Origin of the sequence: Chromobacterium fluminis, from assembly GCF_011602385.1 — a bacterium.
In the GTDB taxonomy this organism is placed as follows: domain Bacteria; phylum Pseudomonadota; class Gammaproteobacteria; order Burkholderiales; family Chromobacteriaceae; genus Chromobacterium; species Chromobacterium fluminis.
On the sequence record NZ_JAAOMA010000010.1, the window covers coordinates 1 to 25,122 of the forward strand.

General features: G+C 61.5%; 21 protein-coding genes. 3 read left to right on the top strand and 18 right to left on the bottom strand.

The window, feature by feature from the left end:
- From HA052_RS08895 to HA052_RS08905, 3 genes are all read right to left on the bottom strand, one after another.
- The coding region (locus tag HA052_RS08895) for a non-ribosomal peptide synthetase (RefSeq protein WP_166451656.1) at nucleotides 1–3,646 on the bottom strand (3,646 nt) is incomplete at its 3' end.
- Nucleotides 3,647–3,851: 205 nt separating this feature from the next.
- On the bottom strand, nucleotides 3,852–4,076 hold the full coding sequence (locus tag HA052_RS08900) for an MbtH family protein (protein ID WP_081548319.1): 225 nt from the start codon (nucleotides 4,074–4,076) through the stop codon (nucleotides 3,852–3,854).
- A 292-nt stretch (nucleotides 4,077–4,368) separates the two neighbouring features.
- Nucleotides 4,369–7,086 carry an MHYT domain-containing protein gene (locus HA052_RS08905; RefSeq protein ID WP_166451657.1) on the bottom strand — a complete coding sequence of 906 codons (2,718 nt, stop codon included), beginning with the start codon at nucleotides 7,084–7,086 and terminating at the stop codon, nucleotides 4,369–4,371.
- Nucleotides 7,087–7,408: 322 nt separating this feature from the next.
- Between HA052_RS08905 and HA052_RS08910 the strand changes: the two genes are divergently transcribed.
- The gene (locus tag HA052_RS08910; RefSeq protein ID WP_439823235.1) at nucleotides 7,409–10,762 is read left to right on the top strand and encodes an EAL domain-containing protein; all 3,354 of its coding nucleotides are present in this window, start codon (nucleotides 7,409–7,411) and stop codon (nucleotides 10,760–10,762) included.
- Nucleotides 10,763–10,906: 144 nt separating this feature from the next.
- On the opposite strand, the gene groL is transcribed toward HA052_RS08910, so the two are convergent.
- The 13 genes from groL to HA052_RS08975 form a co-directional block, all read right to left on the bottom strand.
- Nucleotides 10,907–12,523 (bottom strand): chaperonin GroEL, encoded by a 1,617-nt coding sequence (groL, locus tag HA052_RS08915; protein WP_166451658.1) that lies wholly within the window; start codon nucleotides 12,521–12,523, stop codon nucleotides 10,907–10,909.
- 29 nt (nucleotides 12,524–12,552) lie between these two features.
- Nucleotides 12,553–12,870: a co-chaperone GroES gene (locus tag HA052_RS08920; RefSeq protein ID WP_166451659.1), complete on the bottom strand. Its 318-nt coding sequence runs from the start codon at nucleotides 12,868–12,870 to the stop codon at nucleotides 12,553–12,555.
- A gap of 166 nt (nucleotides 12,871–13,036) precedes the next feature.
- Nucleotides 13,037–13,663 (bottom strand): diguanylate cyclase, encoded by a 627-nt coding sequence (locus tag HA052_RS08925; RefSeq protein WP_166451660.1) that lies wholly within the window; start codon nucleotides 13,661–13,663, stop codon nucleotides 13,037–13,039.
- Nucleotides 13,664–13,760: 97 nt separating this feature from the next.
- A complete protein-coding gene (locus HA052_RS08930; RefSeq protein ID WP_166451661.1) occupies nucleotides 13,761–13,988 on the bottom strand; it encodes a TIGR02450 family Trp-rich protein in 228 nt (75 codons plus the stop codon).
- The gene (locus HA052_RS08935; RefSeq protein ID WP_166451662.1) at nucleotides 13,975–14,511 is read right to left on the bottom strand and encodes a lipocalin family protein; all 537 of its coding nucleotides are present in this window, start codon (nucleotides 14,509–14,511) and stop codon (nucleotides 13,975–13,977) included. The genes HA052_RS08930 and HA052_RS08935 overlap by 14 nt, the downstream gene beginning before the upstream one ends.
- A gap of 7 nt (nucleotides 14,512–14,518) precedes the next feature.
- Nucleotides 14,519–16,048: a cryptochrome/photolyase family protein gene (locus HA052_RS08940; protein WP_206118838.1), complete on the bottom strand. Its 1,530-nt coding sequence runs from the start codon at nucleotides 16,046–16,048 to the stop codon at nucleotides 14,519–14,521.
- Entirely contained in the window at nucleotides 16,045–16,203 is a 159-nt protein-coding gene (locus HA052_RS28150; protein WP_166451664.1) for a DUF2256 domain-containing protein, read from the bottom strand. The genes HA052_RS08940 and HA052_RS28150 overlap by 4 nt, the downstream gene beginning before the upstream one ends.
- Nucleotides 16,203–16,637 carry a nuclear transport factor 2 family protein gene (locus tag HA052_RS08950; protein ID WP_166451665.1) on the bottom strand — a complete coding sequence of 145 codons (435 nt, stop codon included), beginning with the start codon at nucleotides 16,635–16,637 and terminating at the stop codon, nucleotides 16,203–16,205. The genes HA052_RS28150 and HA052_RS08950 overlap by 1 nt, the downstream gene beginning before the upstream one ends.
- Entirely contained in the window at nucleotides 16,634–17,413 is a 780-nt protein-coding gene (locus HA052_RS08955; RefSeq protein WP_166451666.1) for an SDR family NAD(P)-dependent oxidoreductase, read from the bottom strand. Before HA052_RS08955 ends, HA052_RS08950 begins: the two co-directional genes overlap by 4 nt.
- Nucleotides 17,410–17,943, bottom strand: a complete 534-nt coding sequence (locus tag HA052_RS08960; RefSeq protein ID WP_166451667.1) for a DUF3833 domain-containing protein — start codon at nucleotides 17,941–17,943, stop codon at nucleotides 17,410–17,412. Before HA052_RS08960 ends, HA052_RS08955 begins: the two co-directional genes overlap by 4 nt.
- Before the next feature lie 2 nt (nucleotides 17,944–17,945).
- Nucleotides 17,946–19,148 carry an SAM-dependent methyltransferase gene (locus tag HA052_RS08965; RefSeq protein WP_166451668.1) on the bottom strand — a complete coding sequence of 401 codons (1,203 nt, stop codon included), beginning with the start codon at nucleotides 19,146–19,148 and terminating at the stop codon, nucleotides 17,946–17,948.
- Nucleotides 19,145–19,921 carry a DUF1365 domain-containing protein gene (locus HA052_RS08970; protein ID WP_166451669.1) on the bottom strand — a complete coding sequence of 259 codons (777 nt, stop codon included), beginning with the start codon at nucleotides 19,919–19,921 and terminating at the stop codon, nucleotides 19,145–19,147. Before HA052_RS08970 ends, HA052_RS08965 begins: the two co-directional genes overlap by 4 nt.
- On the bottom strand, nucleotides 19,918–21,201 hold the full coding sequence (locus HA052_RS08975; RefSeq protein ID WP_166451670.1) for an FAD-dependent oxidoreductase: 1,284 nt from the start codon (nucleotides 21,199–21,201) through the stop codon (nucleotides 19,918–19,920). The genes HA052_RS08970 and HA052_RS08975 overlap by 4 nt, the downstream gene beginning before the upstream one ends.
- Nucleotides 21,202–21,321: 120 nt before the next feature.
- On the opposite strand from HA052_RS08975, the gene HA052_RS08980 reads away from it, so the two are divergent.
- Together HA052_RS08980 and HA052_RS08985 are read left to right on the top strand one after the other, a co-directional pair.
- Nucleotides 21,322–21,957 carry a TetR/AcrR family transcriptional regulator gene (locus HA052_RS08980; protein WP_166451671.1) on the top strand — a complete coding sequence of 212 codons (636 nt, stop codon included), beginning with the start codon at nucleotides 21,322–21,324 and terminating at the stop codon, nucleotides 21,955–21,957.
- A 530-nt stretch (nucleotides 21,958–22,487) separates the two neighbouring features.
- Nucleotides 22,488–23,234 (top strand): hypothetical protein, encoded by a 747-nt coding sequence (locus tag HA052_RS08985; protein WP_206118839.1) that lies wholly within the window; start codon nucleotides 22,488–22,490, stop codon nucleotides 23,232–23,234.
- Between the two features lie 62 nt (nucleotides 23,235–23,296).
- On the opposite strand, the gene HA052_RS08990 is transcribed toward HA052_RS08985, so the two are convergent.
- Nucleotides 23,297–23,605, bottom strand: coding sequence for a DUF1484 family protein (locus HA052_RS08990; protein WP_166451672.1), 309 nt, complete (start codon nucleotides 23,603–23,605; stop codon nucleotides 23,297–23,299).
- 68 nt (nucleotides 23,606–23,673) lie between these two features.
- The gene (locus HA052_RS08995; protein WP_206118840.1) at nucleotides 23,674–25,014 is read right to left on the bottom strand and encodes a carbohydrate porin; all 1,341 of its coding nucleotides are present in this window, start codon (nucleotides 25,012–25,014) and stop codon (nucleotides 23,674–23,676) included.
- Nucleotides 25,015–25,122 lie beyond the last annotated feature (108 nt).

The window sequence follows — 25,122 nt, forward strand, 5'->3', positions numbered from 1 at the left end:
AGCCGGAGGTGTAGATGACGTAGGCCGGATGCCTGTCGTCGCCGGCGAGGTCCAGCGGCGCGTCGGATAGGGTCTCGAGCGCATCGTTGATCTGGTCCAGGCACAGTGCGCGTTCGACCGGCAGGCCGGCCAGCAGCTCGGAACGGGACAGGACCACGGCGGGCTGGGCGTCGGCCAGCATGAAGGCGATGCGCTCGGCCGGATAGTCGAGATCAAGCGGCAGATAAGCGCCGCCGGCCTTGAGCACGGCGAGCAGGGCCACGACCAGATCGATGGAACGGGGCAGCGCGACGGCGACCAGGGTTTCCGGGCTGACGCCGTCGGCGCGCAGGCGGCGGGCGAGGCGGTTGGCGCGTTGGTGCAGCTGGCGGTAGCTGAGGGCGACATCGTCGAAGCGCAGCGCCTCGGCGTCGGGGCTGAGTTCCGCCTGGCGTTCCAGCAACTGGGTCAGGGTGGCGGCGGGCAGCGCGGCGTCGGTGCGGTTCCAGGCGGCCAGCGCGTCTTGCTGGGCCGGGGTGGCCGGCGGGATGCGTGCAAGCGGCAGCTCGGGCTGTTCGGCGATCAGGCGCAGCAGTTCCAGCAATTGCCGGGCGATGCCGTCGACGGCGTCGGCGGAGAAGAGATCGGGCCGGTAGCCGAAGCGCAGCTCGAGCGCGGGTCCGGGGACGGCGCACAGGTTGAGCGGATAGTGCGAGGTGTCCACGCCCTGGCCGCCCAGGTAGCCGATGGACAGTGTGTCGTCCACGCGGCGATCGTCATCGGCGATCGGGTAGTTTTCAAAGACCAGCAGGGTGTCGAACAAGTCGCCAAGGCCGGCGGCCTGCTGGATTTCGGCGAGGCTGAGGTGCTGATGCTCGATCAACGCGGCCTGCTGGGTTTGCAAGCGTTGCAGCAGGGCGGCCAGGGTTTCCTCGGGCTGCAGGCGCAGGCGCAGGGGGACGGTGTTGATCAGCAGGCCGACCATGCGTTCGACGCCGGGGAGCTCCGGCGGGCGTCCGGAGACGGTGACGCCGAAGACGACGTCGTCGGCGGCGGTGAGCCGGGCGAGCAGGATGGCCCAAGCCGCTTGCAGCAAGGTGTTGAGGGTGAGGCCTTGCCGGCGGGCCAGCCGCTCCAGCGCGGCGTAGACCGCCGGGTCCGCCGTCACATTGTGGTTGCGCGGCAGCTGCCGGCTTTTTTGCGCGCTGGGCGCCAGGCGCGCCGGCTGCTCCAGCCCGGCCAGATGCTTGATCCATTGGCGTTTGGCGGCGTCGCGGTCGCGGTTGTGCAGCCAGGCCAGGTAGTCGCGGTAGGGAATGGCGGGCGGCAGCGTGTCGCCGCGGTAGAGGGCGAACAGTTCGCGCAGCAGCACCGGCACCGACCAGCCGTCGAACAACAGGTGGTGGAAGCTCCACAGCAGCTGGTGGCGCTCCGCGTCCAGCTTGACCAGGGTAAAACGCAGCAGCGGCGCGCGCGCCGGGTCCACGCCGGCGGCGTAGTCGTCCTCGCGCAGCCGCTCGAGGACGCGCTGCTGTTCATCGGCCTGATGCGCCGACAGGTCCAGCTCGCGCCAAGGCGTCTCCACGCGCTCCAGTACGATTTGAGCCGGCTGTTCCAGCCCGTCCGCGGCGAAGGCGGCGCGCAGATGGTGATGGCGTTGCAGCAAGCCTTCGGTGGCCGCCCGCAGCTTGTCCGCGTCCAGCGGGCCGTCCAGCTGGAAGCCCATCTGTATCAGGTAGACGTCGCTTTGACCCTCGTCGTACAACAGATGGAACAGCAGGCCCCGCTGCAGCGGCGACAAGGGCAGCACCGCGCTGACCGCCGGATAGCGGGCGCGGATGCTTTCCAGGTCCGCGGCGCTGGCCGGCGGCAATTCGCCCGCCGCCGCGTCGGGCTCCGCCGGGCGGACCCGGAGCGCCAGACGCTCGATGCCGGGATGGTCGAAAACATCCTGCGGGCTGAATTGCAGGCCGTGGGCGCGGGCGCGGCTGACCAGCAGAATGGCGCTGATGCTGTCGCCGCCCAGGTCGAAGAAGCCCTGGCCCAGACCCACCCTGGATAGCCCCAGCACTTCCGCGTACAGCTTGGCCAGCGTTTTCTCCAGCCAGTCCCGCGCCTCGCCGGCGTCGGCATTTTCGAAATCCGGCGCGGGCAGCGCCTGTTTGTCCACCTTGCCGTTGGGGGTCAGCGGCAGGCGCTCCAGCGGCACCACCGCCGCCGGCACCATGTAATCCGGCAGTTGCTCGGCCAGCGCCGCGCGCAAGGCCGCGCCGTCGGCTTGCAGGCCGGCGCGGGAAACGACGTAGGCGATCAGCTGCTTGATGCCGGGCAGGTCTTCGCGCAGGCGGACCACGGCCTGGCTCACGCCGGCTTGTTGCGTCAGCAGGTGTTCGATCTCGCCGGGCTCGATGCGGTAGCCGCGCAGCTTGAGCTGTTCGTCCGCCCGTCCTAGGTAGTCCAGCGAGCCGTCGGCGCGCAGCCGCGCCAGGTCGCCGCTGCGGTACAGGCGGCTGCCGGCGGGGCCGAAGGGATTGGCGACGAAGCGCTCGGCGCTCAGCGCCGGCCGGCCCAGATAGCCGCGGGCCAGCCCGTCGCCGGCGAGATACAGCTCCCCCTCCACCCCCGGCGGCAGCGGTTGCAGGGCTTCGTCCAGCACGTAAGCCTGGACGCCGGGCAGCGGCGCGCCGATATCGGCGGGCTCGTCGTCCCGCATCTGGCCGCTCATCGTTGCGCATACGGTGGCCTCGGTGGGGCCGTAGGCGTTCAGCATGGTCCGGCCGGCTGACCAGCGCCGCACCTGGGCCGCCGGGCAGGCCTCGCCGGCGACGATCAGGCCGCAATGGGGAGGGATGCCGCCGTCCGGCATGAGGGCCAGCGCGCTGGGTGGCAGCGTCAGATGGCTGATTTTTTGACGGACCAGCAAGTCCGCCAGCGCCGCGCCCGGCGTCAGTTCCGCCGCCGGCGCGGTGACCAGGCAGGCGCCGGAAAGCAGGGTCATGGCGATTTCGGAGAAGGCCGCGTCAAAACTGGAAGACGCGAATTGCAGCACGCGGGCGCCGGGGCGGATGCCGAAGCGCCGGCTCTGGGCGCGCGCCAGAGCGCTTATGCCGCGGTGAGTCACCGCCACGCCCTTGGGCTGTCCGGTGGAGCCCGAGGTGTAGATCAGATAAGCCAGCTGGTCCGGGGAATCTAGAAGCGGAAGCGCCTGTTCCGGCTGCGCCTGCCACATCGGCTGTTCGGTGTCCAGTTCCACCACCCGCGCCCAGTGGACCGGCAGTTGCTCGGTCAGCGCGGCCCGCGTCAGCAGCGCGGCCGGCATGGCGTCGTTGAGAATGTAGGCCAGCCTTTCCCGCGGGTAGTCGGGGTCCAGCGGCAAATAGGCGCCGCCGGCCTTGAAAATGGCCAGCATGGCGATGATTTGTTCGGGCGAGCGGTCCAGGCACAGTCCCACCGGCGTTTCGCGGTCTATGCCCAGTTCCCGCAGATAATGGGCCAGACGATTGGCCTGGCCGTCCAGCTCGCGGTAGCTGAGCGCGCGCGCGCCGTGTCGCAGCGCGATGGCGTCGGGATGGTCCGTCGCGCTTCGGGCGAACAGGGCGGCGAAGGTTTCGGCGGGAGCGGCCGCGGTGTGCGGATTGCGGGAGGGGAAAACGGCGTTGTCGTTCATGTCGCACCTTGGATGGCTTGCGGTACAGGCGTGAGGCCGCAACCTTCCGCGCATGCGCGGCCGGCCGGCGATTTTTTCGGTGTGGAGCGGGATGACTGTCGAGGGGCCGCGGCGAGCGCGCCGCCGCAATACGGGAAGAGAAGCGCCGCGCTTTGTCTTCAAAGCGGGCGCGTCCCGGCATGGCCCCCTTGAGCCGGGGCGGGAATCAGCCGGTGGAGAGCAAGGCGTCCTGAGCGCGAGCCAGACTGGCGGGCCGCATGTCTATCCAGTTTTGTTCGATATGCTCAAGGCAGGACTGGCGGTCGGAGGGGCCGAAACAGGCTTGCCAACCCTCCGGAACAGGAGCGAACTCGGGCCAGAGCGAGTACTGGCCCTCATCGTTGATCAGGGCGAAAAAAACGCCTTCCTTATTGTCGAACGGGTTCGCCATGACACTTCTCCCTGTGACTGTCTTATGAGATTTGTCTGCATCAAAGTGCAGAAATATCCTATAAGCATATCAATACAAAATGAATATGTCATTAAATAAATATGGTTTTATCGCAATAAATGAACTATGGCGAGGTGGAACCAGCAAAAACGAAAGGGGCCGACGGCTCACATCCTGCAAGCGGTTCAAAGTCCGGCGAGCCGGTGCGAGGAAGGATGTAAAGCCCTGGGGGAGCGGAAAGCGCACGCGGCGCAGAGGGTTCGAAGCGGCGCTCATCGTGCAATGCCGGCGGCTAGCCCGCCATGCGCTTCATCACGCGTTCGATTTCATCCTGCAGCCGGACAACGTCTATGGGTTTGGTCATGAACCCATCCATGCCGGCGGCCATGGCCGCTTCGCGATCCTCCTGAAACGCTCCGGCCGTCAAAGCGATGATGGGCGTGGCGCGCTTGTCGCTGTCGGGGTCCACCTGACGGATGAACTTGCAGGCGGTGATGCCGTCCATCACCGGCATCTGAATATCCATCAAGATGAGGTCTATATCATGGTGCTGCCACGCGTTGATCACTTCTTTCCCGTTGGAAGCGGTGTAGATCCGGTGCCCGTATTTTTTGAGCAGAATGGTGACGATGTCCAAATTGATTAAATCGTCATCGGCCACCAGGATGTTCAAGGGAGACAGGGGGGCGGACGTGCGTTCCGCATCGGGCGGCTCCAGGCAGGGTAAGGCGTCAAGCGGCGCAGGGCGCAAGGGAAGGTAAACCTGAAAGACGGAGCCTTTGTTGAGGGTGCTTTGCACCTCGATCCGGCCGCCCATTTTCTGGGTCAGTTGCAAGGCGATGGTGGTGCCCAGGCCGGTACCGCCAAAGCGGCGGGTGGTTGAGGCGTCCGCTTGGGAAAAGGGTTCGAACAATTTGGCCAGGGTGTCCTGGCTCATGCCAATGCCGCTGTCCCGGATAATGACGACCACGTATTCTTCCGCGGACAGCACCGTCAGCCAGACCCCGCCCTGGGCGGTGAACTTGATGGCGTTGCCCACCAGGTTCATCAAGATCTGCCGCACCCGGAAAGCGTCGCCGATAAAGGCCTGCTGGATAATGGCCGGGTATTTCAGCTGCAAGGTGATGCCTTTTTTACTGGCGCTCAACCGCAGGATGTCGATCACGTGCTCCGCCACCTCGCGCAATGAAAAGGGCGCTTCCTCCAGTTCCAAGGCGTTTTGTTCGAGCTTCGCGGTGTCGAGGACATCGTTGAGCAGGCCCAGCAAGCTTTTGGCGGAGTGGTTGACGGTTTTGAGCATGCTTTTTTGCTTGTCGTCCAGCTCCGTGTCTTGCAGCAAATCGGTATAGCCGATGATGGCGTTCATCGGCGTTCTGATTTCATGGCTCATATTGGCCAGGAAGGCGCTTTTGGATTTAACGGCCGAAAGCGCGCGGTTTTTGGCTTCAATCAAAGCGAACTCCGCCGCTTTTTTCTCCGAAATATCCAGGATCACCCCGTCTATCAAGCGCAGCGCGCCGTTGTCGTCGTATACGCCGCGGGCGCTTTCCAATACCCAGCATTCTTCCTGATTCAGGCAGAGCAGGCGGTATTCGACGACATAAAGCTGATGCTGCTCCAAAGCGTAGCGGATGGTTTCGCGCACCCTTTCCTTGTCTTCCGGATGAATGATGTCCAGTAGCTGAATACGGCCGTCCAGGAAAGATTTGGCGGGCCAGCCGCATAGTTTTTCTATGTCTTCGCTGATGAAGATGGTTTTCCACGGTTCCTGGGAATGGCTGCGAAAGGCGACGCCGGGGATGTTGTCGATCAAGCTGCGAAACTGGCTTTCACGCTCTTCCAGCTCCTTTTGGATGCGGTGGCGCGCGCTGATGTCGCCGATGAAGCCGACATAAATCACTTGCTCGGGCAGCAGCACCTTGCCTATCGATAGGCGGATGGGAAACTGGCTGCCGTCCTTTTTGAGCGCCACCTCCTCGCGTTCCCTGCCTACCAATTTCTCGATCTGGGTTTCCATATAATCGGCAAGAAAGCGATCGTGTTTGGAGTGGTGCGGCTCCGGCATCAACAAATTGATGTTCTTGCCCAGCAACTCCTCCACCTTCCAGCCAAACAGCCGCTCCACCGCGGGGTTGGCGCTCAAAATGCGGCCCTTCTCATCAATGGTGATGATGCCGTCCAGCGAAGTGTTGAACGTGGCTTGCAGCTTCAGCTCGTTGCTCAGCGTTCTTTGATACAAGGGGCGGTAGCGCAACAACACATTGCCCACAAAGACGATATTGCCGAGCAGGAGCACCGTGATGGCGATGGCGACGGCCAGGTTTTCATTGTCTTCAAAGGCGCTGCGGAAAGCCGGGTCCGGCGTGCCGATGAAACGGGCGGCCTCCATGCCGAAATAATGCATGCCCGCAATGGCGACCCCCATGACCCCGCCGCTGAGCAGCGTCATCCCTCCCTTGCCCATTTTCTTTTTGTCCAGACCAAAACGTATCCATAGCGACAAGGTGCTTAGCAGCACGGCGAGCAGGATGGAAACGGCGAACCACGAGGGATCGTAGCGCAGCAGCGGCGTCATGCGCATGGCCGCCATGCCGGAGTAGTGCATGGTGCCGATGCCGCTCCCCACCAGCACCCCGCTGATCAACAGCTGTTTTCCGTCGATTTTGGGCTGAGACAGCAAGTGCAGGGCAATCAGCGAGGCGGCGACGGCGGGTAGCATGGACAGGAGGGTGGGAAGCAACGCGTATTGGATTGTGCTGCAAACGCTGAAGGCCAGCATGCCGACAAAGTGCATGGCCCAGATGCCGCCGCCCATCGCGCAAGAGCCAGTGGCAAGGGCGACCCGGCGCAGCCAGCGATCGCTGGCCTCGCGAGCCAGGCCGGCTATCTGCAGCGCCAGACAAGAGGTGAAAACGGCGACCAGCAAGGAGAGCGCCACCAGCCACAAGTTGTATCTGGTTGGCAAAAACAAATAGGACTGGTAAGCGTCAATGAAAAACGAGCTGAGCATGACCTCCCCATTTTCAATAGCTTCTTCACGCTGTGCCAATTAGCCGCAGGGGCTTTCCTCCGGTATAGACAATGGAGACATTGTCGCGCCAGCGTTGTGCAGGAAGGTTATTCCAGCCGCCACCCCGCGCAATGCGGGAATCTAGCGCTGCCTTGGCAACTGCAGCGACTAGATTTTGCCCGCGGAGAGTGAATATCGCCAAGACCGATATCTGAGGTGCCTACGGAAGCCGGAGCAGTCCAAAACCTCTACCCGAAGTCTTGTTTTACCGGGGCGGACTTTACTATCTATAGAAGATATCGATGGGTGTACGTATGCCGGGGTGGATATCTTGCCAGACCGATTTGAAGCCAAGTTGCGAGTAGCCATTGCCGTTTCCATGGTGTTTGTAGCCGTGCTGTCGCTTTCCATCTGGAAGGTTGTCGACAGCGCTAAGCAAGCAGCACACTGGCTGACGAACAGCGTGATGGTCGCGGACCAGTTGGCGCACATCCGCGGTTTTACCGTGCATGCGGAAATCAGCACCCAGAACTTTCGCCTGACGGGTGATGAAGCCAATCTGAAGGAGCGCGATAGGGCAATTGAGGCACGCGAGGCATTGCTGACGCAGATCCGCACACGAATCGGCGACAACCCCAGGCAGCTTGATCGCTGGATGGCCCTGCGCCGGGTCGTCACTCAGCGGGTGGCAATCTCTCGCGAGGTGGAGCGCTTGTACCGTCAGTATGGTGGAGCCGCGGCCAGCGCCTACGTCACGAGCGCACCGCTACGCGCCACCCGCACGCAGGTGTATAGCTTACTGGACGAAATGGACCATGAAGAGCACCGCGTGCTTGAGGGGCGGCTGGTCGATTACGAGCATTCGCAGCAGTGGCAAATATGGTGGAACAGCCTGAGCGGTATCACGCTCTTCTTGCTGCTGGGCGGGACTTATTTCATGGTGCGGCGGCAATGGCGGGCGCTGAGCGTCAGCCAAGGGGCCCTTGTGTCCAGCGAGGAAAATCTGGCCGCCACGCTGCATTCGATTGGGGACGCGGTAGTCTCCGTCAACGCCAATGGCTTGATTACTCGTTGCAACCGGGTGGCCGAATTCCTCACCGGTTGGCCTGCCGCCGAGGCTGTCGGCTTGCCGTTGTCACAGATATTGACCGTGAGGCGGGATAAAGACGATCAGCCTATCGATTTGTTTGCATGCGGTACAAGAATGGTCGCGCAGGCCCAGCACATCCCGGAGTCCTGGCATGGGGAACTGGTGGCGCGCGATGGCCAGCAGTGTCCGATCAGCTACACCGTCGCCCCGATTATTGCCGGTAGCGGTCTGCTGAACGGCGTGGTGGTCGTATTCCGCGATACCACTGCCGAGCGGGACGTCCGACTGACCATCCTTGCGCAAAATGCCCTGCTTACCGAAAGAGTCCAGGACCGGTCCTTGCGTTTGCTGGAAAGCGAGGCGCACTTGGACGCCATTCTCAGCGCAGTGCCGGTGCTGATTGCCTATGTCAATGTTGATCGCCTTTACGTGTATGTCAATGAGCAGTATCGGCTACGCTTTGCGCCTGATCATGCGAACATCACCGGCTACGCCGTGAGCGAGATACTAGGGACGGAGCGCTACGCCATAGCCTGTCCGTACATTGACAAAGTGTTGGCCGGCGAGCCGCTGAATTATGATTGGCAGCCTTTCCCTGGGGTTTGGCAGAACATCCGCTATGTGCCCAAGCGCAACGAACTGGAGGAGGTGATCGGTTATTACGTGCTGGGCATCGACGTCACCGAGCGCAAGGCGGCGGAAGAGCATATCCAGTTGCTTAACAGCGAACTGTCTCAGCAAGTGCGTGAGCTAGAGCATGTTTCCCGCGCTCTGCGTACCCTGAGCGCCGGGAATCGCGCCATGTTGCGCGCAAGGGATGAGCGGCAATTGCTGGATAGCAGCTGCCGGGCCATTGTTGAGGCCGGCGGTTATAACACGGCGGTGATTTGGTATGGCGACGGGGATGCGCAAGAACTAAAGCCGATGGCTCAATGCGGCTTTGCCGGTGAGCTGAGCGAGCTGGCAGATATCGTTCTGGGCAGGGCGGACGCCGCCGGCGGCATCAGCATCACGCCCACTGCCGTGCGTACCGGCAAGGTGCAACTGGCGCGCGATATGCAAAGCGACAGCCGGTATGAGGCGCTGCGGACCATGCTGCATGGGGCGGCATCCGGCTTGGCTTGCCCGTTGCAGGTGGATGGCCGCGTTATCGGCGCATTGGCCATTTACGACAGGCAGGCGAATACCTTTGACGACGACGAGATTGATTTGCTGATCGAGGCCAGTGCCGACCTGGCATTCGGCATCGGCTCCTTGCGGGCACAGAGGGAACGAGAGCAGGCCCGCGTCGCCATGCAGCAAATGCTGCGCCATGATCAACTGACTGGCTTGCCCAATATGTTGCAGTTTGAAGAGGCGCTGACGTTGGAGCTGGTGCACGCAAGCCAGGAGGACCGCACGCTGGCCGTGCTGCAGTTCAATATCGAGCGTTTGGGAGAAATCAACGAGGTGCTTGGCTTTGCGCAGGGAGACCAAGTATTGCGGGAGTTTGGCGCTCGCCTGACGGCCTGCCTGCCGACTGCCGCGTTGGCCGCGCGCGTGCGAGGCGACGAATTTGCGGTACTGCTTCCCGGTGCGGACGGACAGGAGGCATTGGTGCTGGTCACTGCGGTCAATTGGGCGATGACCACGGTTTTTGAAGTGGCGGGGCTGACGCTGGATGTCGCCGTAAGAGTGGGCATGGTGCTGTTCCCCCAACATGGGAGGAACGTACACGATTTGTTGCGCCACTTGGACAAGGCTACACAGCAGGCCAAGCAGCGAGGGGTGGCGTATTACTTGTACGAGCCGGGCAAAGCCGAGACGCAAGCCGAGCGGCTGGTGCTGGCCAGAGAGCTACGCCATGCCATAGCGCAGGGCGAGCTGCGGCTATACCTGCAGCCCAAGGTCAGCCTGGCCGATGGCAAGATCTGCGGCGCCGAGGCCTTGGTGCGCTGGCAGCATCCACAGCACGGCTTGTTGGCGCCCAGCGCCTTCATCGATATCGCGGAACGGTCCGGGCTAATCCACCCATTGACCGAGTGGGTTGTGACGGCAACGCTGGATTTACTACAAGCTTGGCAGGGGCAGCAGCTCATGCTGCCCATCGCCGTCAACCTATCGGTGCGCAATCTGCAGGACGACACCTTGCCGGACAAGCTGCGACTTTGGCAGGAGCAGCGTTCGATTCGCACCGGTTTGTTAGAGCTGGAAATCACGGAAAGCTCCATGATGTTGGATCCGGAATTGGCGCTGGCCTTGCTGAATGAACTACGATGCGCTGGCTCCGCATTGTACGTGGATGATTTTGGCACAGGCTATTCATCGCTGAGCTATTTACAAAAATTACCGGTGGATTACATCAAGATTGATCAGTCTTTTGTAATGAATATGTCGCAGGACAAAGACTCCGCCATGATCGTGAAATCCACCATCGAACTTGTGCACCATCTGGGACGGCTGGTGGTGGCGGAGGGCGTTGAATCCGCTGCGGATTGGCAAAGCTTGCGAGAGATGGGATGTGATTATGCGCAGGGGTTTTTCATCGCCTCGCCAATGCCGGCAGAGGAGTTTGCCGCCTGGACTAGCTCTTTCCGGGCGCCATAGTGTCGGGAGGCTGAGGGTAGGCGTATTAAGGTAAAACGGAAAGAGGGCCGAGGTCGCCGTGGTCATCAGAACACGGAGATTTTGGGGATAAAAAAGCCCGCGCGTGAGCGCGGGCAAATGATGGAAGAGGACCAGGTCTGCGGATTAGTAATCCAACTCGGTCGGGACTTTCTCCTTGCTGTCCTTCGGCGCTTCGGCCACGGTGGCGTCGGTGGTCAGGATCAGGCTGGCGATGGAAGCGGCGTTTTGTAGCGCGGTGCGCGTCACCTTGGTCGGATCGATCACACCCATTTCCACCAAGTCGCCAAACTGGCCGCTGGCAGCGTTGTAGCCGTGGCTGCCCTTGCCCTCCAGAACCTTGTTGACGATCACCGACGGCTCGTCGCCGGCATTGGCGGCGATAGCGCGCAGAGGCGCCTCCAGCGCGCGCAGCACGATCTGGATGCCGGCATCCTGATCGGCGTTGTCGCCCTTCAAGTCACCGATGTGGGTACGGGCGCGCAGCAGGGAGACGCCCCCGCCGGCAACGATGCCTTCTTCCACTGCGGCGCGGGTGGCGTGCAGTGCGTCGTCCACGCGGTCTTTCTTCTCTTTCATTTCCACTTCGGTGGCCGCGCCAATGCGGATGACCGCCACGCCGCCAGCTAGTTTGGCCACGCGCTCCTGCAGTTTCTCACGGTCGTAGTCGCTAGTGGCCGCATCGATCTGGGTGCGTATGGTCTGAACACGAGCATCAATCTTGGCCTTGTCTCCTGCGCCGTCAATGATGGTGGTGTTCTCCTTGCCGATTTCCACGCGTTTGGCGCTGCCCAATTCTGGCAGGCCGGCTTTTTCCAGCGTGAGGCCGGTTTCTTCGGAGATGACAGTACCGCCGGTTAGGATGGCGATGTCTTCCAGCATGGCCTTGCGGCGGTCGCCAAAGCCTGGAGCCTTCACGGCGGCCACCTTGAGGATGCCGCGCATGCTGTTCACCACCAGGGTGGCCAGCGCTTCGCCTTCCACGTCTTCGGCTACGATCAGCAGCGGCTTGCCTGCCTTGGCCACTTGCTCCAGCACCGGCAGCAGATCGCGGATATTGCTGATCTTCTTGTCGTAGAGCAGCACCAGCGGGTCTTCCAGCACAGCGGTCTGCTTTTCCGGATCGGTGATGAAGTAGGGCGACAGATAGCCGCGATCGAACTGCATGCCCTCGACGATGGCCAACTCGTTGTCCAAGGATTTGCCGTCCTCGACAGTGATCACGCCTTCCTTGCCCACCTTCTCCATGGCGTCGGCGATGATCTTGCCGATGGCCTCGTCGGAGTTGGCGGACAGCGCGGCGACTTGGGCGGTTTCCTTGCTGTTGGTCACCGGCTTGGACAGGGTTTGCAGCTCTTTCACTACGGCATGCACGGCTTTATCAATGCCGCGTTTCAGGTCCATCGGATTCATGCCGGAAGCGACGTACTTCATGCCTTCCTGCACGATGGCTTGGGCCAGCACGGTGGCGGTGGTGGTGCCGTCGCCCGCCACGTCGGCGGTCTTGGACGCCACTTCTTTTACCATCTGGGCGCCCATGTTCTCGAATGGGTCCTTCAGTTCGATTTCCTTGGCAACCGACACACCATCCTTAGTGATGTGCGGCGCGCCGAAACTGCGCGCCAACAGTACGTTGCGGCCTTTCGGACCCAAGGTGACTTTGACGGCATTAGCCAGCACATTGACGCCGTTGACGATGCGCTCACGGGCGTTGTCGTGGAAGCGGACTTCTTTCGCAGCCATGGTTTAACTCCTGTGATGATTGTGGGGAATCAGGCAGCCTTACGGCCGGATTGGGAGGCGTCTTCAACGACTCCGAAGACGTCTTCTTCGCGTAGCACCAAGTACTCCTGATCGTTTAGCTTGACGGTCTGGCCGCCGTATTTGCCGAACAGAACCAGATCGCCCACCCGCACCTGCATCGGCAACAGTGTGCCGTCTTGCAGGCGCTTGCCAGGGCCAACGGCGAGAACTTCGCCTTGCTCCGGTTTTTCAGCGGCGCTATCGGGGATGACGATGCCGGAAGCAGTCTGGCGGACCTTCTCGATCCGCTTGACGATAATCCGGTCGTGCAGAGGACGGATTTGCATATCAATCTCCTGTGCGATTCAGATCATTGGAAACAGTAGGTAAGACCGAGTGGCAGGCGCGAAAAGGCCCGCTCTTACCGGTCAAAGTCAGTCGGAAAGGCTGACGAAAGACGAAGTAAGGGCGGGCCAAAAACTTTTCAAGAGGTTTTTTGCAGAAAAAATGGAACTACAAAATGATGCGCTCGACACGGCCAAAACGGTACTCCGTTCTGGTCGCCTTGCCGCCATGGCAGGCGCGCGGCCTAAGGGGGCAGGGTGGTTTGCGCAGGCCTTCCTCGCCCAGGGTGTCGTCTTCGGCCAGGTCGCGCCATAGTCCGCCGTGTACGGGGCGGAACTGCCAGGAAACATAGCCTCGGCGGGAGGCCAGCCGCATCAGGTCCGGGCCGTCGGGCGCTTCCGCCAAGACACTTTCCTGCCCAGCGATAGGGGGCAGATCGCCGAAAGCCTGGCGGCAGGCCAGCTCTTCCCCAGCGGCCGCGCCTATGGTGTTGCAGCCGCGCCGCTCGTCGCGCAGCAGGTTCCAGGCGCCCAGCTGCCAGGCCGCGTCCAGAATATCTTCTTCTATCAGGGAGAGCGCCCCCCATCTGCGCGTCAGTTGCAAGGCCGACGCCGGCACTTGCCGAAGCAAGGGCTCGCCATTTTGGCCGCGGCCGGGCTCAGGGCGGCGGAAACCATGCCAATGCAGCATCAACAGCAAGGGCGTATCGGGAAAGGGGACCGCGCTGAGACTGACCGCGAATAGCGGCAGACGCATATGGCGGATTTGAGCGGACAAGGTATCGAACAACTCCACGGCAACACTCCATGACAATGGACGCGAAGACATGCATTAACGATAAAAAGATTGCCGGCACGAGGCAAGCGTCAACCTTGTGAATAGGGCTGGGCGTTTATTTCCATCCTTGCCGCCATTGCTCGTCGTCGCGCAGAGCCTGCCACGGCACGGTTCGCTGGCGCCGGGTGTACACCGCCTCCAGCGTTACCGTTTCTACCGGGCCGTCGGGCGCGAGCCGTCCCAGCGCCACCACCAGGAAGTGTTTCTCCTTGTCGCGCGGCGCGGCGGCGGTCCACTTGCTCAGCAGCAATTTTTCCGGATTGAGCCGCCTAGTTGTCGTCACGATCCTGACTCACCCAAATCAACTTCTCCGCGGGTATGTCCAACTTGGCCGCCACCGCCAACAGAGCGGACTTGGCCTCGGGGGCGGGCTGCTTGTCGCGCGACAGCAGCCACAAATAGTCCTTGTCCGGTCCCACCACCACCGCCCAGCGATAGCCGGGGTCCAGCGCCGCCACGTGGTAGCCGCCGTAGAACGGGCCAAAGAACGACACTTTCAGCGAGGCGACATCGGTGCGGCCGTTGAACCAGGCCTTGCCCACGGCTTCGCGCCAACTGGCGGCGGCGGTGTCAAAGCCGCGGTTGACCACGCGGATGCTGCCGTCGGCATTGCGACTGTAATCGGCGCTCACCGCCTGCAAGCCCCGTTCGAAGCGGTGGTCCAGGCGGGCGATTTCATACCATCGCCCCTGATAGCGTTCCAGCTGGAAGCCTTGCACTGGGATGACGTCCGGCGGCGGCAGGGTGTTGCAGCCGGTAAGCGGCAATAGGGCAATAGCCAACAGAACGAGGGGTATTTTCAACATATCGGGCTCACAGTGTGTCGAGATTGGCTTGCAGCGCCGCCGCGTGAGCGGCGATAGCGGCTTGTTCGGCATCCGGCAGCTTGTCCAGCTGGCGATAGACCAGGCTGAGTCGCGGATTGGCCGCCAGCCGCGCGCGGTGGCGCTGGAAAAAGTTCCAGTAGAGGGCATTGAAGGGACAGGCGTCCCGGCCAATGCGCAGCTTGGGCTGGTAGCGGCAGCCGGCGCAGTAATCGCTCATGCGGCCGATATAAGCGGCGCTGCCGGCGTAGGGCTTGCTGCCGAGCAGCCCGCCGTCGGCGAACTGGCTCATGCCCAGAGTGTTGGGCAACTCCACCCATTCGAAGGCGTCGATGTAGACGCCCAAATACCATTCATGCAGCGCCTGCGGCGACAGCCCGGCGATCAGTCCGAAATTTCCGATCACCATTAGCCGCTGGATGTGGTGGGCGTAGGCGTCTTCCAGCGATTGGCCGATGGCGTGCGCAAGACACCGCATGCCCGTTTCGCCATCCCAGAACCAGCGCGGCAGCGGCAGATCGTGCGACAGGGCGTTATTGTCCCGGTAGCTGGGCATCTTGGCCCAATAGACGCCTCGCACATATTCGCGCCAGCCCAGTATCTGCCGCACAAAGCCCTCTACCGCGGCCAGTGGCGCGCGGCCTGCGAGCCAGGCGGCGATGGCGGCGTCCACCACCTCGCGCGGATTGAGCATTTTCACATTGAGGGCGAAGGAAAGCTGGGAATGAAACAAGCGCCGTGCATGCCGGCTCATCGCGTCCTGATAAGCGCCAAAGTGCGGCAGAGCCCGCTCGATAAAGTCGCTCAGCAGGGCCTGCGCCTCGGCGCGCTTGAGCGGCCAGCGCAGCGCTTCGGCCTGAGGCTGACCGAAGCTGCTCACGCCGGCCTCGTTTATGGATTGCCACAGCTTGCGGTGGTCATGCTCAGGGCGAGGGTCATGCGGTTCCGGCGGGCCGCCGGACCAGCGCTGACGGTTCTCGGCATCGAAATTCCAGCGACCGCCGGCGGGTTCGCCGTTTTCGCCAATCAAAATGCCGTGCTGGCGCCGCAGGTGACGATATAGGGTCTCCTGCCGCCATTGCCGCCGCGCGCCGAAAAACGCGGCGGCGTCGCCGCGAGCGGTGTAGAAATGCTCGCTGTCCGCCATGTGGCATGGAATGGATAAATCCGCGCCCCAGTTGGCGAGTTGATGATCCAGCCGCCACTCGTCCGGAGCCTGGTATTCCACCCTCGTCGCGCCGTAGTGGCGAATCAGCGCATCCAAATTGCCGATTAACGATTGGCGGTTGCTTCCGTCGTCGATGGCGATGTAGCGCACTCGATGCCCCAAGGTCTTCAGCTGGCGGGCAAAATCACGCATCGCGGCGAAGATGGCCAGGATTTTCTGCGCGTGGTGGCGTACGTAATCCGTTTCCTGGCGGATTTCCATCATCACATGCACCACCTTGGGGTCGGGGGCGGTGAACCAGCTATGATTGGGGTTGAGCTGGTCGCCCAGAATCAGCCGCAAGAGGGTCATTGGGCCATGTCCTTCTGACGGCGGCAGCGTTCTGAGCAGTATTGGACGGCATCCCAATGGTTGCGCCATTTTTTGCGCCAGCTCATGGGATGACCGCAGGCGGCGCAGCGCTTGGATGGCAATGCCGCCTTATTGCCCTTGAATATCCGCGCCATCACGCTACCTTGAGCTTTTTGCGCAGCCAGGCCACCGGCAGCCCAAGCAGGGGGATTTTCTCGAACAATTCTTCGGCCGCGTCCCAGTAATCGCGGTGCAGCGTGATCTTGCCGTCGGCATCGAATTGCAAATGGCTGCCGCCGTGAATGTTGACCTTGCGTCCGGCATAGGCAAAATCGAAATCCCAGGTGATGAAGGCCTGGTCGCCGTCGCGCAGCGCGTGGATGACCGTGAATCGGGGCTGCTCCAGCGTCTTGAACATGTGGTGAAACACCGCCTGGATTCTGACCACGCCGCGTACGTCGTTGAACGGGTCCTTGAAGCGCGCGTCTTCCGCGTAGAAATGACCAATGTCCGGCAAGGTTTGCGGCGTCAGCGTTTGATACCAGTCGAGCAAAGCTTGCCAATCGGCTTGAGAGGGGATGCGTTTCATGGTCGTGCCAACCTCGCGAGCAAAGGCAGCCGCAGCCGGTAAGGCAGCAGCCGCAGTAGTTTGAGCCATACGGTGAAGCGCAGCGGAAAGTGGATTTCAAACGCGCCGCGGGCCAGCCCGCGCATGATGTCGCGAGCCGCCCGGTGCGGCGTGAGCAGGGCCGGCATGGAAAAATCGTTCTTGGCGGTGAGGGGCGTGGCCACGAAGCCGGGATTGATCAGATAAACCGCCACGCCATGCGGCTTGAGTTCCGCGTAGAGGATTTCCGCCAGATTGATCAGCGCCGCCTTGCCGGGGCCGTACACCGCGGCGCCGGGCAGGCCGACATAACCCGCCACGCTGGCGATCAGCGCCACGCCGCCGCGGCCTTGCCGCGCCAGCGCCGGCAACACCACTTCCAGGCCGTGGTAGACGCCCAGCAGATTGGTATCGAGCAGACCGCGGGTTTCATCGGCGCGCAGATCCAGGCAAGTTTGCGGACGGTAGTCCGCCGCGCAGAACACCACGAGGTCGGGCAGCGCGCCGGCGGCTTCCAGGCGCGACCAGACAGCCCGCCAGGCGGCCGGATCGGTCACGTCCAGCGTTTCCACTTGCGCGCCCGGGCGCTCTGCCGCCAGCATGCGCATCGGCTCGGCGCGTCGGGCGGAGAGGATGACTTGGGCGCCGGCCGATAGCAGCTCGTCGGCCAATGCCGCGCCGATGCCGCTGGACGCGCCTATCACCCATACCCGGCGCGCGCGCCAATCGGCGATGCGAGGGTTAAGGCGGAGTGTCATGATCCTAACTCCGGTTTGTGGAAAAACAGCGTGACCTCGCCCAAGCGGAAACCAAACTTGCTCATGACCGCGCGGTTGAGCAAGCTGCGCTCGTCTTGCAGGAACATCCAGTCATCGAACTGGACCAGGTATTCCTCGCCCTCCACCGGCAACTTCAGCGTGTAGCGCCAGCGCAGCGCGTTGCCGGCCGTCTCGCCAATGGCTTCCCCCTCCACGTCGTCCGCCAGGCCGCGCCAGCGGCCCTGGCCGATGGACTTGAGCCGCCACACGCGCTGCTGACGGTTGCCGTCGCTGTAAAGAAAGCGCTCGGTCAACACCAACTCGTCGCCGTGGCGTTCGCCGTCCATGTCGACGGTGAAGCGTTTGAGCAGGCGGCCTTGCCGGTCCTGGTACATGCCCCAGGCCTTGGTGTGGCCAAGGAAAAACCGGCCGGGGTCTAGCAGCGGGCGGTTGGCGGCGTAATCTCCAACCGTTGGAGCGGCGCAGCCTGCCAGCAGGAGCAGGGCGACGAGCCAGAGGGGGGCGCGCATGGCTACGTCCTTTGCAGCAGAAACTGCGACACGCCGATGCGTCCCGCATCGAAACCCGCTTCGCAGTAGCACAGGTAAAGCCGCCACAGCCGAATGAAGGCCTCGTCGAAACCCTGGCCGCGAATGGCGTCCAGTTGGGTCTCGAAAGCCTCGCGCCAGCGGCGCAGCGTTTCCGCGTAGTCCGCGCCGAAATCCAGGCGCTTGCGGCTGGTCAGCCCGCTTTGATGCGCCGCGCGCTCAAAACGCTCGCGGCTGGGAAGCATGCCGCCGGGGAAGATAAAGGCCTGGATGAAATCGGTGCTGGCGCGGTAGGCCTCGAAACGCGATTCATCAATGGTGATGCTTTGCGCCAGCGCTTGGCCGCCCGGCTTCAGGCAGCGACGCAGGGTGTCGAAATAGCCGCGCCAGTAACGCTCGCCCACCGCCTCGAACATTTCGATCGACACGATGGCGTCGTATTGGCCGCTCAGGTCGCGGTAGTCGCGGTGTTCCAGTGTGACCAGCGGCTCCTTGGCCAGGCGGCGGCGCGCGAAGCTCAGTTGCGCGTCCGAGATGGTGATCCCGTGCACGGAGACGCCGAGACGGGCTGCGTGTTCGGCGAAGCCCCCCCAGCCGCAGCCGATTTCCAGCACCCGCATGCCGGGGCGTAGTTGCAGCTGCTCGCAGATGCGTTGGTACTTGCGCGCCTGCGCTTCGGCCAAGGGCTGGCTGTAGTCGCCGTCGAACCATGCGCTGGAGTAAGTCCAGCTGGGGTCCAGCCACAGCTTGTAAAAATCGTTGCCGATATCGTAATGGGCATGGATGTTGCGGCGGCTGCCGCGGCGGCTGTTGACGCGCAGGAGATGGCGCAGCCTGTGCCACAAACGCGCGGCCCAACGGCCCAGCTCCCCCAATGGCAAGGCGTCTTCATTGCGCAGCATCAGTTGCAGCAGCCCGGTCAGGTCCGGGCAATCCAACCAGCCGTCGCGATAGGCCTCGGCAAAGCCGATGTCGCCGCCGGACAGGATGCGGGCGCAGGAGCGCCAGTCCCGTAGCGTCAATTCCGCGCTGACGTGCGTCTGGGCCGCGCCGAACCATAAGGTCTCGCCATCTGGCGTGACCACTTTAAGGCTGCCATGGCGCAATTGAGCCAGCATGGCGAGCAGCGCGCGCCCCGCCGCCGGAAACGTGGGGTGGGACAAGGAGATAGGTTGGCTCGCGCTCATGGTTTCAGCTCCTGGCCACGGCTGAGGGCGGTGGCGGGGGGATGTGGCTTGCGGAAAAAGGGTACGCGTTTTAGCCAAAGCTTCAGCGCCTGCCAGTGAATGCGGGCGATGACGCCCAGGGTGAGCAGAGGCTGGCGCAGCAAGGCGGCTGCCGCTGTGGCCGAGCTTAAGGGGTGCAAACGGCCGGATATTGAGGTGTGAAGCAGAGCGCCGTTGGCATCGTGATAATCGATCCGCGTCAGCGAGCGGCCCGCTTGTTCCACGAAGCGGAATCGATAATGGCCTTCCACTTGGCAAAACGGAGAGACATGCAGCAGTTTGCGGCAGACCAACTGGCTGGAGGCGCTAATCGGCCCTCCGTCGGTTTGGCTGAGCAGATAGCCATGTCTTTCGCCAAAGGTGTTGTTGACCTCGGCCAGCACGGCGATCAACTGGCCAGAGGCGTCGTGGCAATGCCAGAAACTGACCGGGTTGAACACATAGCCGAACACGCGCGGAAAGGTTTGCAGCCAGACCTCGCCGTCGGCGGGCAGGCCGGCCTCGGCCAGCCGCGCGCGTATCCACGGCAAGAGCGGCGAGCCGTCGCGCGGGCCGTAGTCGCGTGTGCGCAGCGACAGCGGCCGGCGGCAGTCCACGCCAAACCATGGCCCGTGCATGTTTTCCAGCGCGGACAGCTTGAGCCGCAAGCAAAACACCGGGTAGACGAAGCGATTGGCGGCCGGGCGTAAGCGATGGTGCATCACGTGTCCGGTCAGCAGATAGGCTGTGCTCATGTCGACAGCCTCGCCCAGGCGGGTGCCAGGCCAAAATCCTGTGCCACGCGCAAGGCCGATTTCAGGCCATCCTCATGAAAGCCGTAGCCAGTCCAGGCGCCAGTGAACCAGCAGCCGCGTCGCCCCTGGATTTCGGATAGCGCTTTCTGCGCGGCTATGGCGGCGTTGTCCAGCAGCGGGTGTTCGTAATGGTAGCGGCCCAGCACCTTGGTCGGATTCGGCTCTTGCGTCGGATTAAGCGTGACCATTACCGGGGTTTCCACCGGCAGCGGCTGTAAGCGGTTCAGCAGATAGCTCACGCTCACGGCGCGTCCATCGTCCTTCCCTTCGGCCAAGAAGTTCCAGGCCGCCCAGGCGCGAGGGCTTCGCGGCAGCAAGGAGGCATCGGAGTGCAGCACGGCCTCATTGGCTTGATAGCGCACCGCGGATAGCAGCGACCGCTCGCGCTCGTCGGCATCGGCCAGCAGCGCCAGCGTTTGAGGGGCGTGGGTGGCGAATACCACGCTGTCGAAGCATGCCTCGCCATGCGTGGTCTGCACGCGCACTCGGCCATTTTCCCGACTGACGCGCAGTACCGGGGTGGACAGCCGAATATCATTCAAGCCGGCCGCGATTTTTTCCACATACTGGCGCGCGCCATCCCGCACCGTCCGCCACTGCGGCCGGTCGCTCAACTGCAAGAGGCCGTGATTGAGGCTGAAACGCAGAAAGGTTTCCGCGGGGAAAGACAGGATATCGCGGCAGGGGCTGGACCAGATGGCTGCGGCCATCGGCAGCAGATAGTGATCGCGGAAGCGTGCGCCATAGCGGTCCGTTTCAAGCAACTGGCCCAACGTGAGCGGTGATTCGACGGCCCGTTTCAGGTTGCGGGGCGCGGCGCGGTTGAACCGGACAATGTCGGCCAGCATGCCCCAAAACCCAAGCGACAACAGATTGCGGCGTTGGGCGAACACCGTGTCCAGATTACTGCCCGCCCATTCCAGCTGGCCTTGGTCCAGTGAAACGCTGAATGACATGTCGCTGGGGTGGCTGACGATGCCCAGCTCGGCAAACAGCGCGATCAGCTTAGGGTAGGTGCGATCGTTGTACACCAGAAAGCCTGTGTCGACGGCAAAGCGGACGCCACCCATTGTGATGTCCACGGTATGGGCGTGGCCGCCCAGGTAATCGCCAGCCTCGAATAGGGTGATGTTGTGACCGCGGGCCAAAAAGTGCGCGCAGGCCAAACCGGAGATACCGGCGCCAATGACGGCGATGTGTTGTCGCTGCTGAGTATTCACCGATGCGTCCTATGGGCGTATGGGTTGAGCGGGTTAACTTGGCAGCCGCTGGGCGGTGCTTTATATTCAGGATATAACCGGTTTGGAAAAAATGCTACCAATCAGTAAAAGGTGTTACCAATGGGTATTTTAGGCAGGCTCAGCTTCAAAGATCAGGCTTTCAAGCTGCGCGAACAGGCGGTGTTGGACGCGACGACGCGCATGTTGGCGAGCAAGGGCTTCGACCTGATGACCATGGACGATGTGGCAAACGAAGCGGGTATTTCCAAACCCAGCCTGTACAAGCATTTCAAATCCAAAGATGAGCTGGCCACCGAGGTGATGATCCGTTTACTGGACGATGCTCTGCACTATTTGGCGCAACAAGACTCAAGGCTGAGCCCACTGGCCCGCCTGCGTGATCTCTTGGCCTGGGCGCTAAGGGTTCGGCTTGCTGGCGGGTTGCCTTTCTTGCCGTCAGCCAGCCCGCAAGTACGCGGCATGTTGACGCGCAGCATGACTTACGTTGGCCGGGTCATTAAGTTGCACAAGACCTTGCAAGGCATTGTTGAGCAGGCCAAGAAGCAAGGCGAACTGAAGGCGGAGATGCCAACGGATGTGATTCTTTTCAGCTACTACTCTCGAACCTGTGATCCCGCGGTGGAGTATCTGCGCGTGTATGGGAAATACCAAGATGAAGACATCATCAAGCACATTCTGCAGGTGTGTTTTGAAGGGATGTCCGCTGGAGCCGGGGCGGCCCAATCAGGCTCTTGAAGCTCTGCATCGCATCTTGGTTTCCACCAAGCAGCGCAGATGGTAGTCGCTCCGGCGTTTCAGGATCGCCCAGCCCAATCGCTTAGCGCCGCTAACAAAACCTCCCAGAAAACCTGAGCCAAGGCGCGCCGACGCAGGATCAGGGGTTTTGTTAGCGGGTCTAAGAGCCTGTTCGAGCATGTTCAGTGAAAAGCCTTTCCATGGCCAGGCAGATGGACAGGGAGCCACGCTGGATTAGAGCTTGTAGGTTTTCTCATTGGGTGCTGGGGGCTTACCAAGTTACAGTGCTGGCGGATTGGTGCAACAGAGCCATCCCACGATAATAACCATCGTCCTTTAAATAACTGTGTCAATAAGAAATATATTCTGAAGAATTAATTTAGTACCCGTCCTATAAAATTTAGGAAAAATTGAGAGTAGGGTTGCGTCTGGCATGATTCATGCCAAAGAGATCGCGGTGCGTTTGAATGGCCGTACTTTTCGATCGTTTACTGGCGCAGCGGGTATTGATTAAATTCGAGGAATAATGGATGAAAATAAAACAAGGGATTTTCGGTTTCGTGGTGTTGACAAGCCTGTCTTGCACGGCTTATGCGGAGATATTGGCGGATCAGACCATGCCCAATGGAGACCCCAGCATAGCCTATCCGCAAATCTGCATTAGAACCAACCGCACCCCGGAAAAGACGGACATGGCTCCCATCATCAAGAAGGCGGATGAAGTAGCCAACCAATTTCCACCAGAGGATTACATCAATCGCTCCAGAGCCGTGATGACGCACCTGACCAAGGAGTTTGGATCGGGCAAGTTTGGCCATACCTGGATTAATGTGTTCCATGACCGGATCGGTACCAACACTCCCTCGTCTTATAGTTACCGCGAAGGCAAAGGTTATGTTAAAAATAATTCGCAAGATAGCCCGACTAGAAAATTCCACCTTCAAAGATGTGTGCATCTGAAAAGCCCGCAAAAACAAATCAAAATCCTTGAGCAGGTGATTGTGCCCGAGCTGAATATGGCGAGCTATTTTGCCGGCTTGGCCATGGGGGTGCCCAATGCCGATCCACAGAATGGCGTCTATACGCCCATTCACAACTGCGCATGGTTTGGCGGGATTGTGTGGAATGTGATGATGCAAGAGGAGCATGTGTTTGCGCAGCCATTCAATGGCGCCGCGCATGCCAATGTGTGGGGCATGCCTTTCATGAAAGCGGTGAAATCCATTTATGAACCGGGAATGATTGCCGAAGGGCTTAAAAAAGCCGGCAGTCGTTAAGGCGACCGCGTTTGCCCCGCGCCTGAGCCCCAAGGAACGCGGGCGCTTCTTGGGGCTTCAGCCTACACCAGGCGGTTAATGCAGCTTAAGCCCTGACGTAAGCGCTGCTGTACCGGCTCCAACAGCGCCGCGGCTTCCTCGCTGCTCAACAGCAAGGGTTCGTCGCGGCGTTGCAGCAGGGTCAGGATGGCCTGCAGGCCGAGATGGGCGGCGCGGATGTCGATCAAGCCTTGCATCAGGCGGGCGTCCATCTCTTCGCATTGCCGGGCCAGTTGGCGGGCAAGCTGGGACAATGCGTTTGGGTCCTGAGCGTTGCACAGGTTTTGGTTCAAGCGTCTTAATTGCTCCATGGCGGGCAAGTCAGTACTCATCGTGGCATTCCTTTGTTTTTACCCATTTGGAAAAGCCCCGTAAGGGGCGTAATTCTTTGGGTTCCACATTAGAAATTGATGGCGGTTTTTAGGCCCACGACCCAGGCGTCGGAAGTTTGGGCAATACCGCCGGGGCGTCCCCAATATTGGATCAGGGGCTGTAACTCCAGCCACGGGGTTGCTTTGAAGCGATAATACAATTCGGCATTCACGGAAGACTCCGGCAGCGGCGCGTAACGCGGATCGCTGTAGTCCTCGGCTTCGTTTTGCTGGTTCAGGAAGTTTTGGCCACGGCGAAAATTGGCGCTGCCTTGCATTTTGGCTACGCCTAGCGCCAGCCAGTCGTTTGGCCGAGCGTCGAAGGGGCCGCGATAACGCAATGCCAGAGAGCTGGAATAACGCGACTTATTGCTGCGCTGGTCCGCCAAGCTCAGGCTCCAGGACATACTTAGCCCACGATTAACGTTATCGGCATGGCGGGTCAGCTGTTGGTTGAAGCCGGTATACAAGAACCACGTGTTGCGGTACTGGCGATAGCCCGCTGGATCAACGGCGCCGGGGCCGCCGGACTGACCAAGATAGAGGTCGGTTTGCTTGGCATTGGTGTAAAGCAGACCCAGGCTGTAAATGCCCGGCAGCCCGAAGCGCCGGGTGCGCCACTCGGCTTCCAGCGGCAGCAGAATGCCCCGGCTGCCGTCGGTGGATACGCTCCAGGCGTGGCTGCGCGACGGCGCTTGCGGGTTTTGCTCCAGCAGGCCGGTCAAGAGGGTTAGCTCCGGCGTGAGCCGATACTGCACAGTGCTACCCCAGTAATGAACATTCCAGTTATACCAGGTGCCTGAGTCCGCTGATTTGCCGCCGCACAGGCTAAGCATCTGGAAGTCGCAGGGAATGATCTGGTCAAAGTCTTGCACCTTGTTCATCAGCCCAATCCGCCACTGCAACTTGCCGTCGAGAAAGCTCCTCCTGAAATTCAGCCAGCCCAGCCGGGTAATGGACTGGCCGCCCCAGCTTTCCTGCGCCAGGTCATTGAAGCCGACACGAGGATCTTGCAGCCGCGTGCTAGTCAGGTTGTTGTCATGGTTGCGGTTGACAATATTGCCCTCAATCGCGGCATCGGGAATGCCGGTCAGCATTTCCAAGTTTTGGGTGAAGGTCAGCGAAAACTGGTCGATGTATTCGGCTTTCTTGTCCGTGTTGTAACCGCCTTTGGCGTTGTAGGCGGTTTGGCTGATATGGGCCAATTGGTACTCAAAGCCAAAGGCCTGCAATGCCTGGCGCAGTCCAAGGCGGCGGCTTAGCAAGTCGCCGGCCTGTGGTTCGAAGCCTAGCACCGTGCCATTCCATGCGGGGATGTCATCGCGGCCGCTATCGGCTTGCGCGATGGCCGGGCTTAGCAAAACGCCCAAGGTCAGGCCCAAGGCCAGCAGGAAGGGACGCGGGTTGGTAGAGAACAGGGTAGGCATGTTTGTCTCCTGATGCTTCCGGCGTCGGCATAGGCGCAGGCAAAACCAGCC

Excerpts from the sequence above, each read along its gene's own strand:
- HA052_RS08965 (WP_166451668.1), bottom strand. The coding sequence starts at position 19,148 with ATGAGCGCGAGCCAACCTATCTCCTTGTCCCACCCCACGTTTCCGGCG.
- groL (WP_166451658.1), bottom strand. The coding sequence starts at position 12,523 with ATGGCTGCGAAAGAAGTCCGCTTCCACGACAACGCCCGTGAGCGCATC.
- HA052_RS08920 (WP_166451659.1), bottom strand. The coding sequence starts at position 12,870 with ATGCAAATCCGTCCTCTGCACGACCGGATTATCGTCAAGCGGATCGAG.
- HA052_RS08935 (WP_166451662.1), bottom strand. The coding sequence starts at position 14,511 with ATGTTGAAAATACCCCTCGTTCTGTTGGCTATTGCCCTATTGCCGCTT.
- HA052_RS08990 (WP_166451672.1), bottom strand. The coding sequence starts at position 23,605 with ATGAGTACTGACTTGCCCGCCATGGAGCAATTAAGACGCTTGAACCAA.
- HA052_RS08970 (WP_166451669.1), bottom strand. The coding sequence starts at position 19,921 with ATGAGCACAGCCTATCTGCTGACCGGACACGTGATGCACCATCGCTTA.
- HA052_RS08980 (WP_166451671.1), top strand. The coding sequence starts at position 21,322 with ATGGGTATTTTAGGCAGGCTCAGCTTCAAAGATCAGGCTTTCAAGCTG.
- HA052_RS08940 (WP_206118838.1), bottom strand. The coding sequence starts at position 16,048 with ATGACCCTCTTGCGGCTGATTCTGGGCGACCAGCTCAACCCCAATCAT.
- HA052_RS08900 (WP_081548319.1), bottom strand. The coding sequence starts at position 4,076 with ATGGCGAACCCGTTCGACAATAAGGAAGGCGTTTTTTTCGCCCTGATC.
- HA052_RS08950 (WP_166451665.1), bottom strand. The coding sequence starts at position 16,637 with ATGAAACGCATCCCCTCTCAAGCCGATTGGCAAGCTTTGCTCGACTGG.
- HA052_RS08955 (WP_166451666.1), bottom strand. The coding sequence starts at position 17,413 with ATGACACTCCGCCTTAACCCTCGCATCGCCGATTGGCGCGCGCGCCGG.
- HA052_RS28150 (WP_166451664.1), bottom strand. The coding sequence starts at position 16,203 with ATGGCGCGGATATTCAAGGGCAATAAGGCGGCATTGCCATCCAAGCGC.
- HA052_RS08985 (WP_206118839.1), top strand. The coding sequence starts at position 22,488 with ATGAAAATAAAACAAGGGATTTTCGGTTTCGTGGTGTTGACAAGCCTG.
- HA052_RS08960 (WP_166451667.1), bottom strand. The coding sequence starts at position 17,943 with ATGCGCGCCCCCCTCTGGCTCGTCGCCCTGCTCCTGCTGGCAGGCTGC.
- HA052_RS08905 (WP_166451657.1), bottom strand. The coding sequence starts at position 7,086 with ATGCTCAGCTCGTTTTTCATTGACGCTTACCAGTCCTATTTGTTTTTG.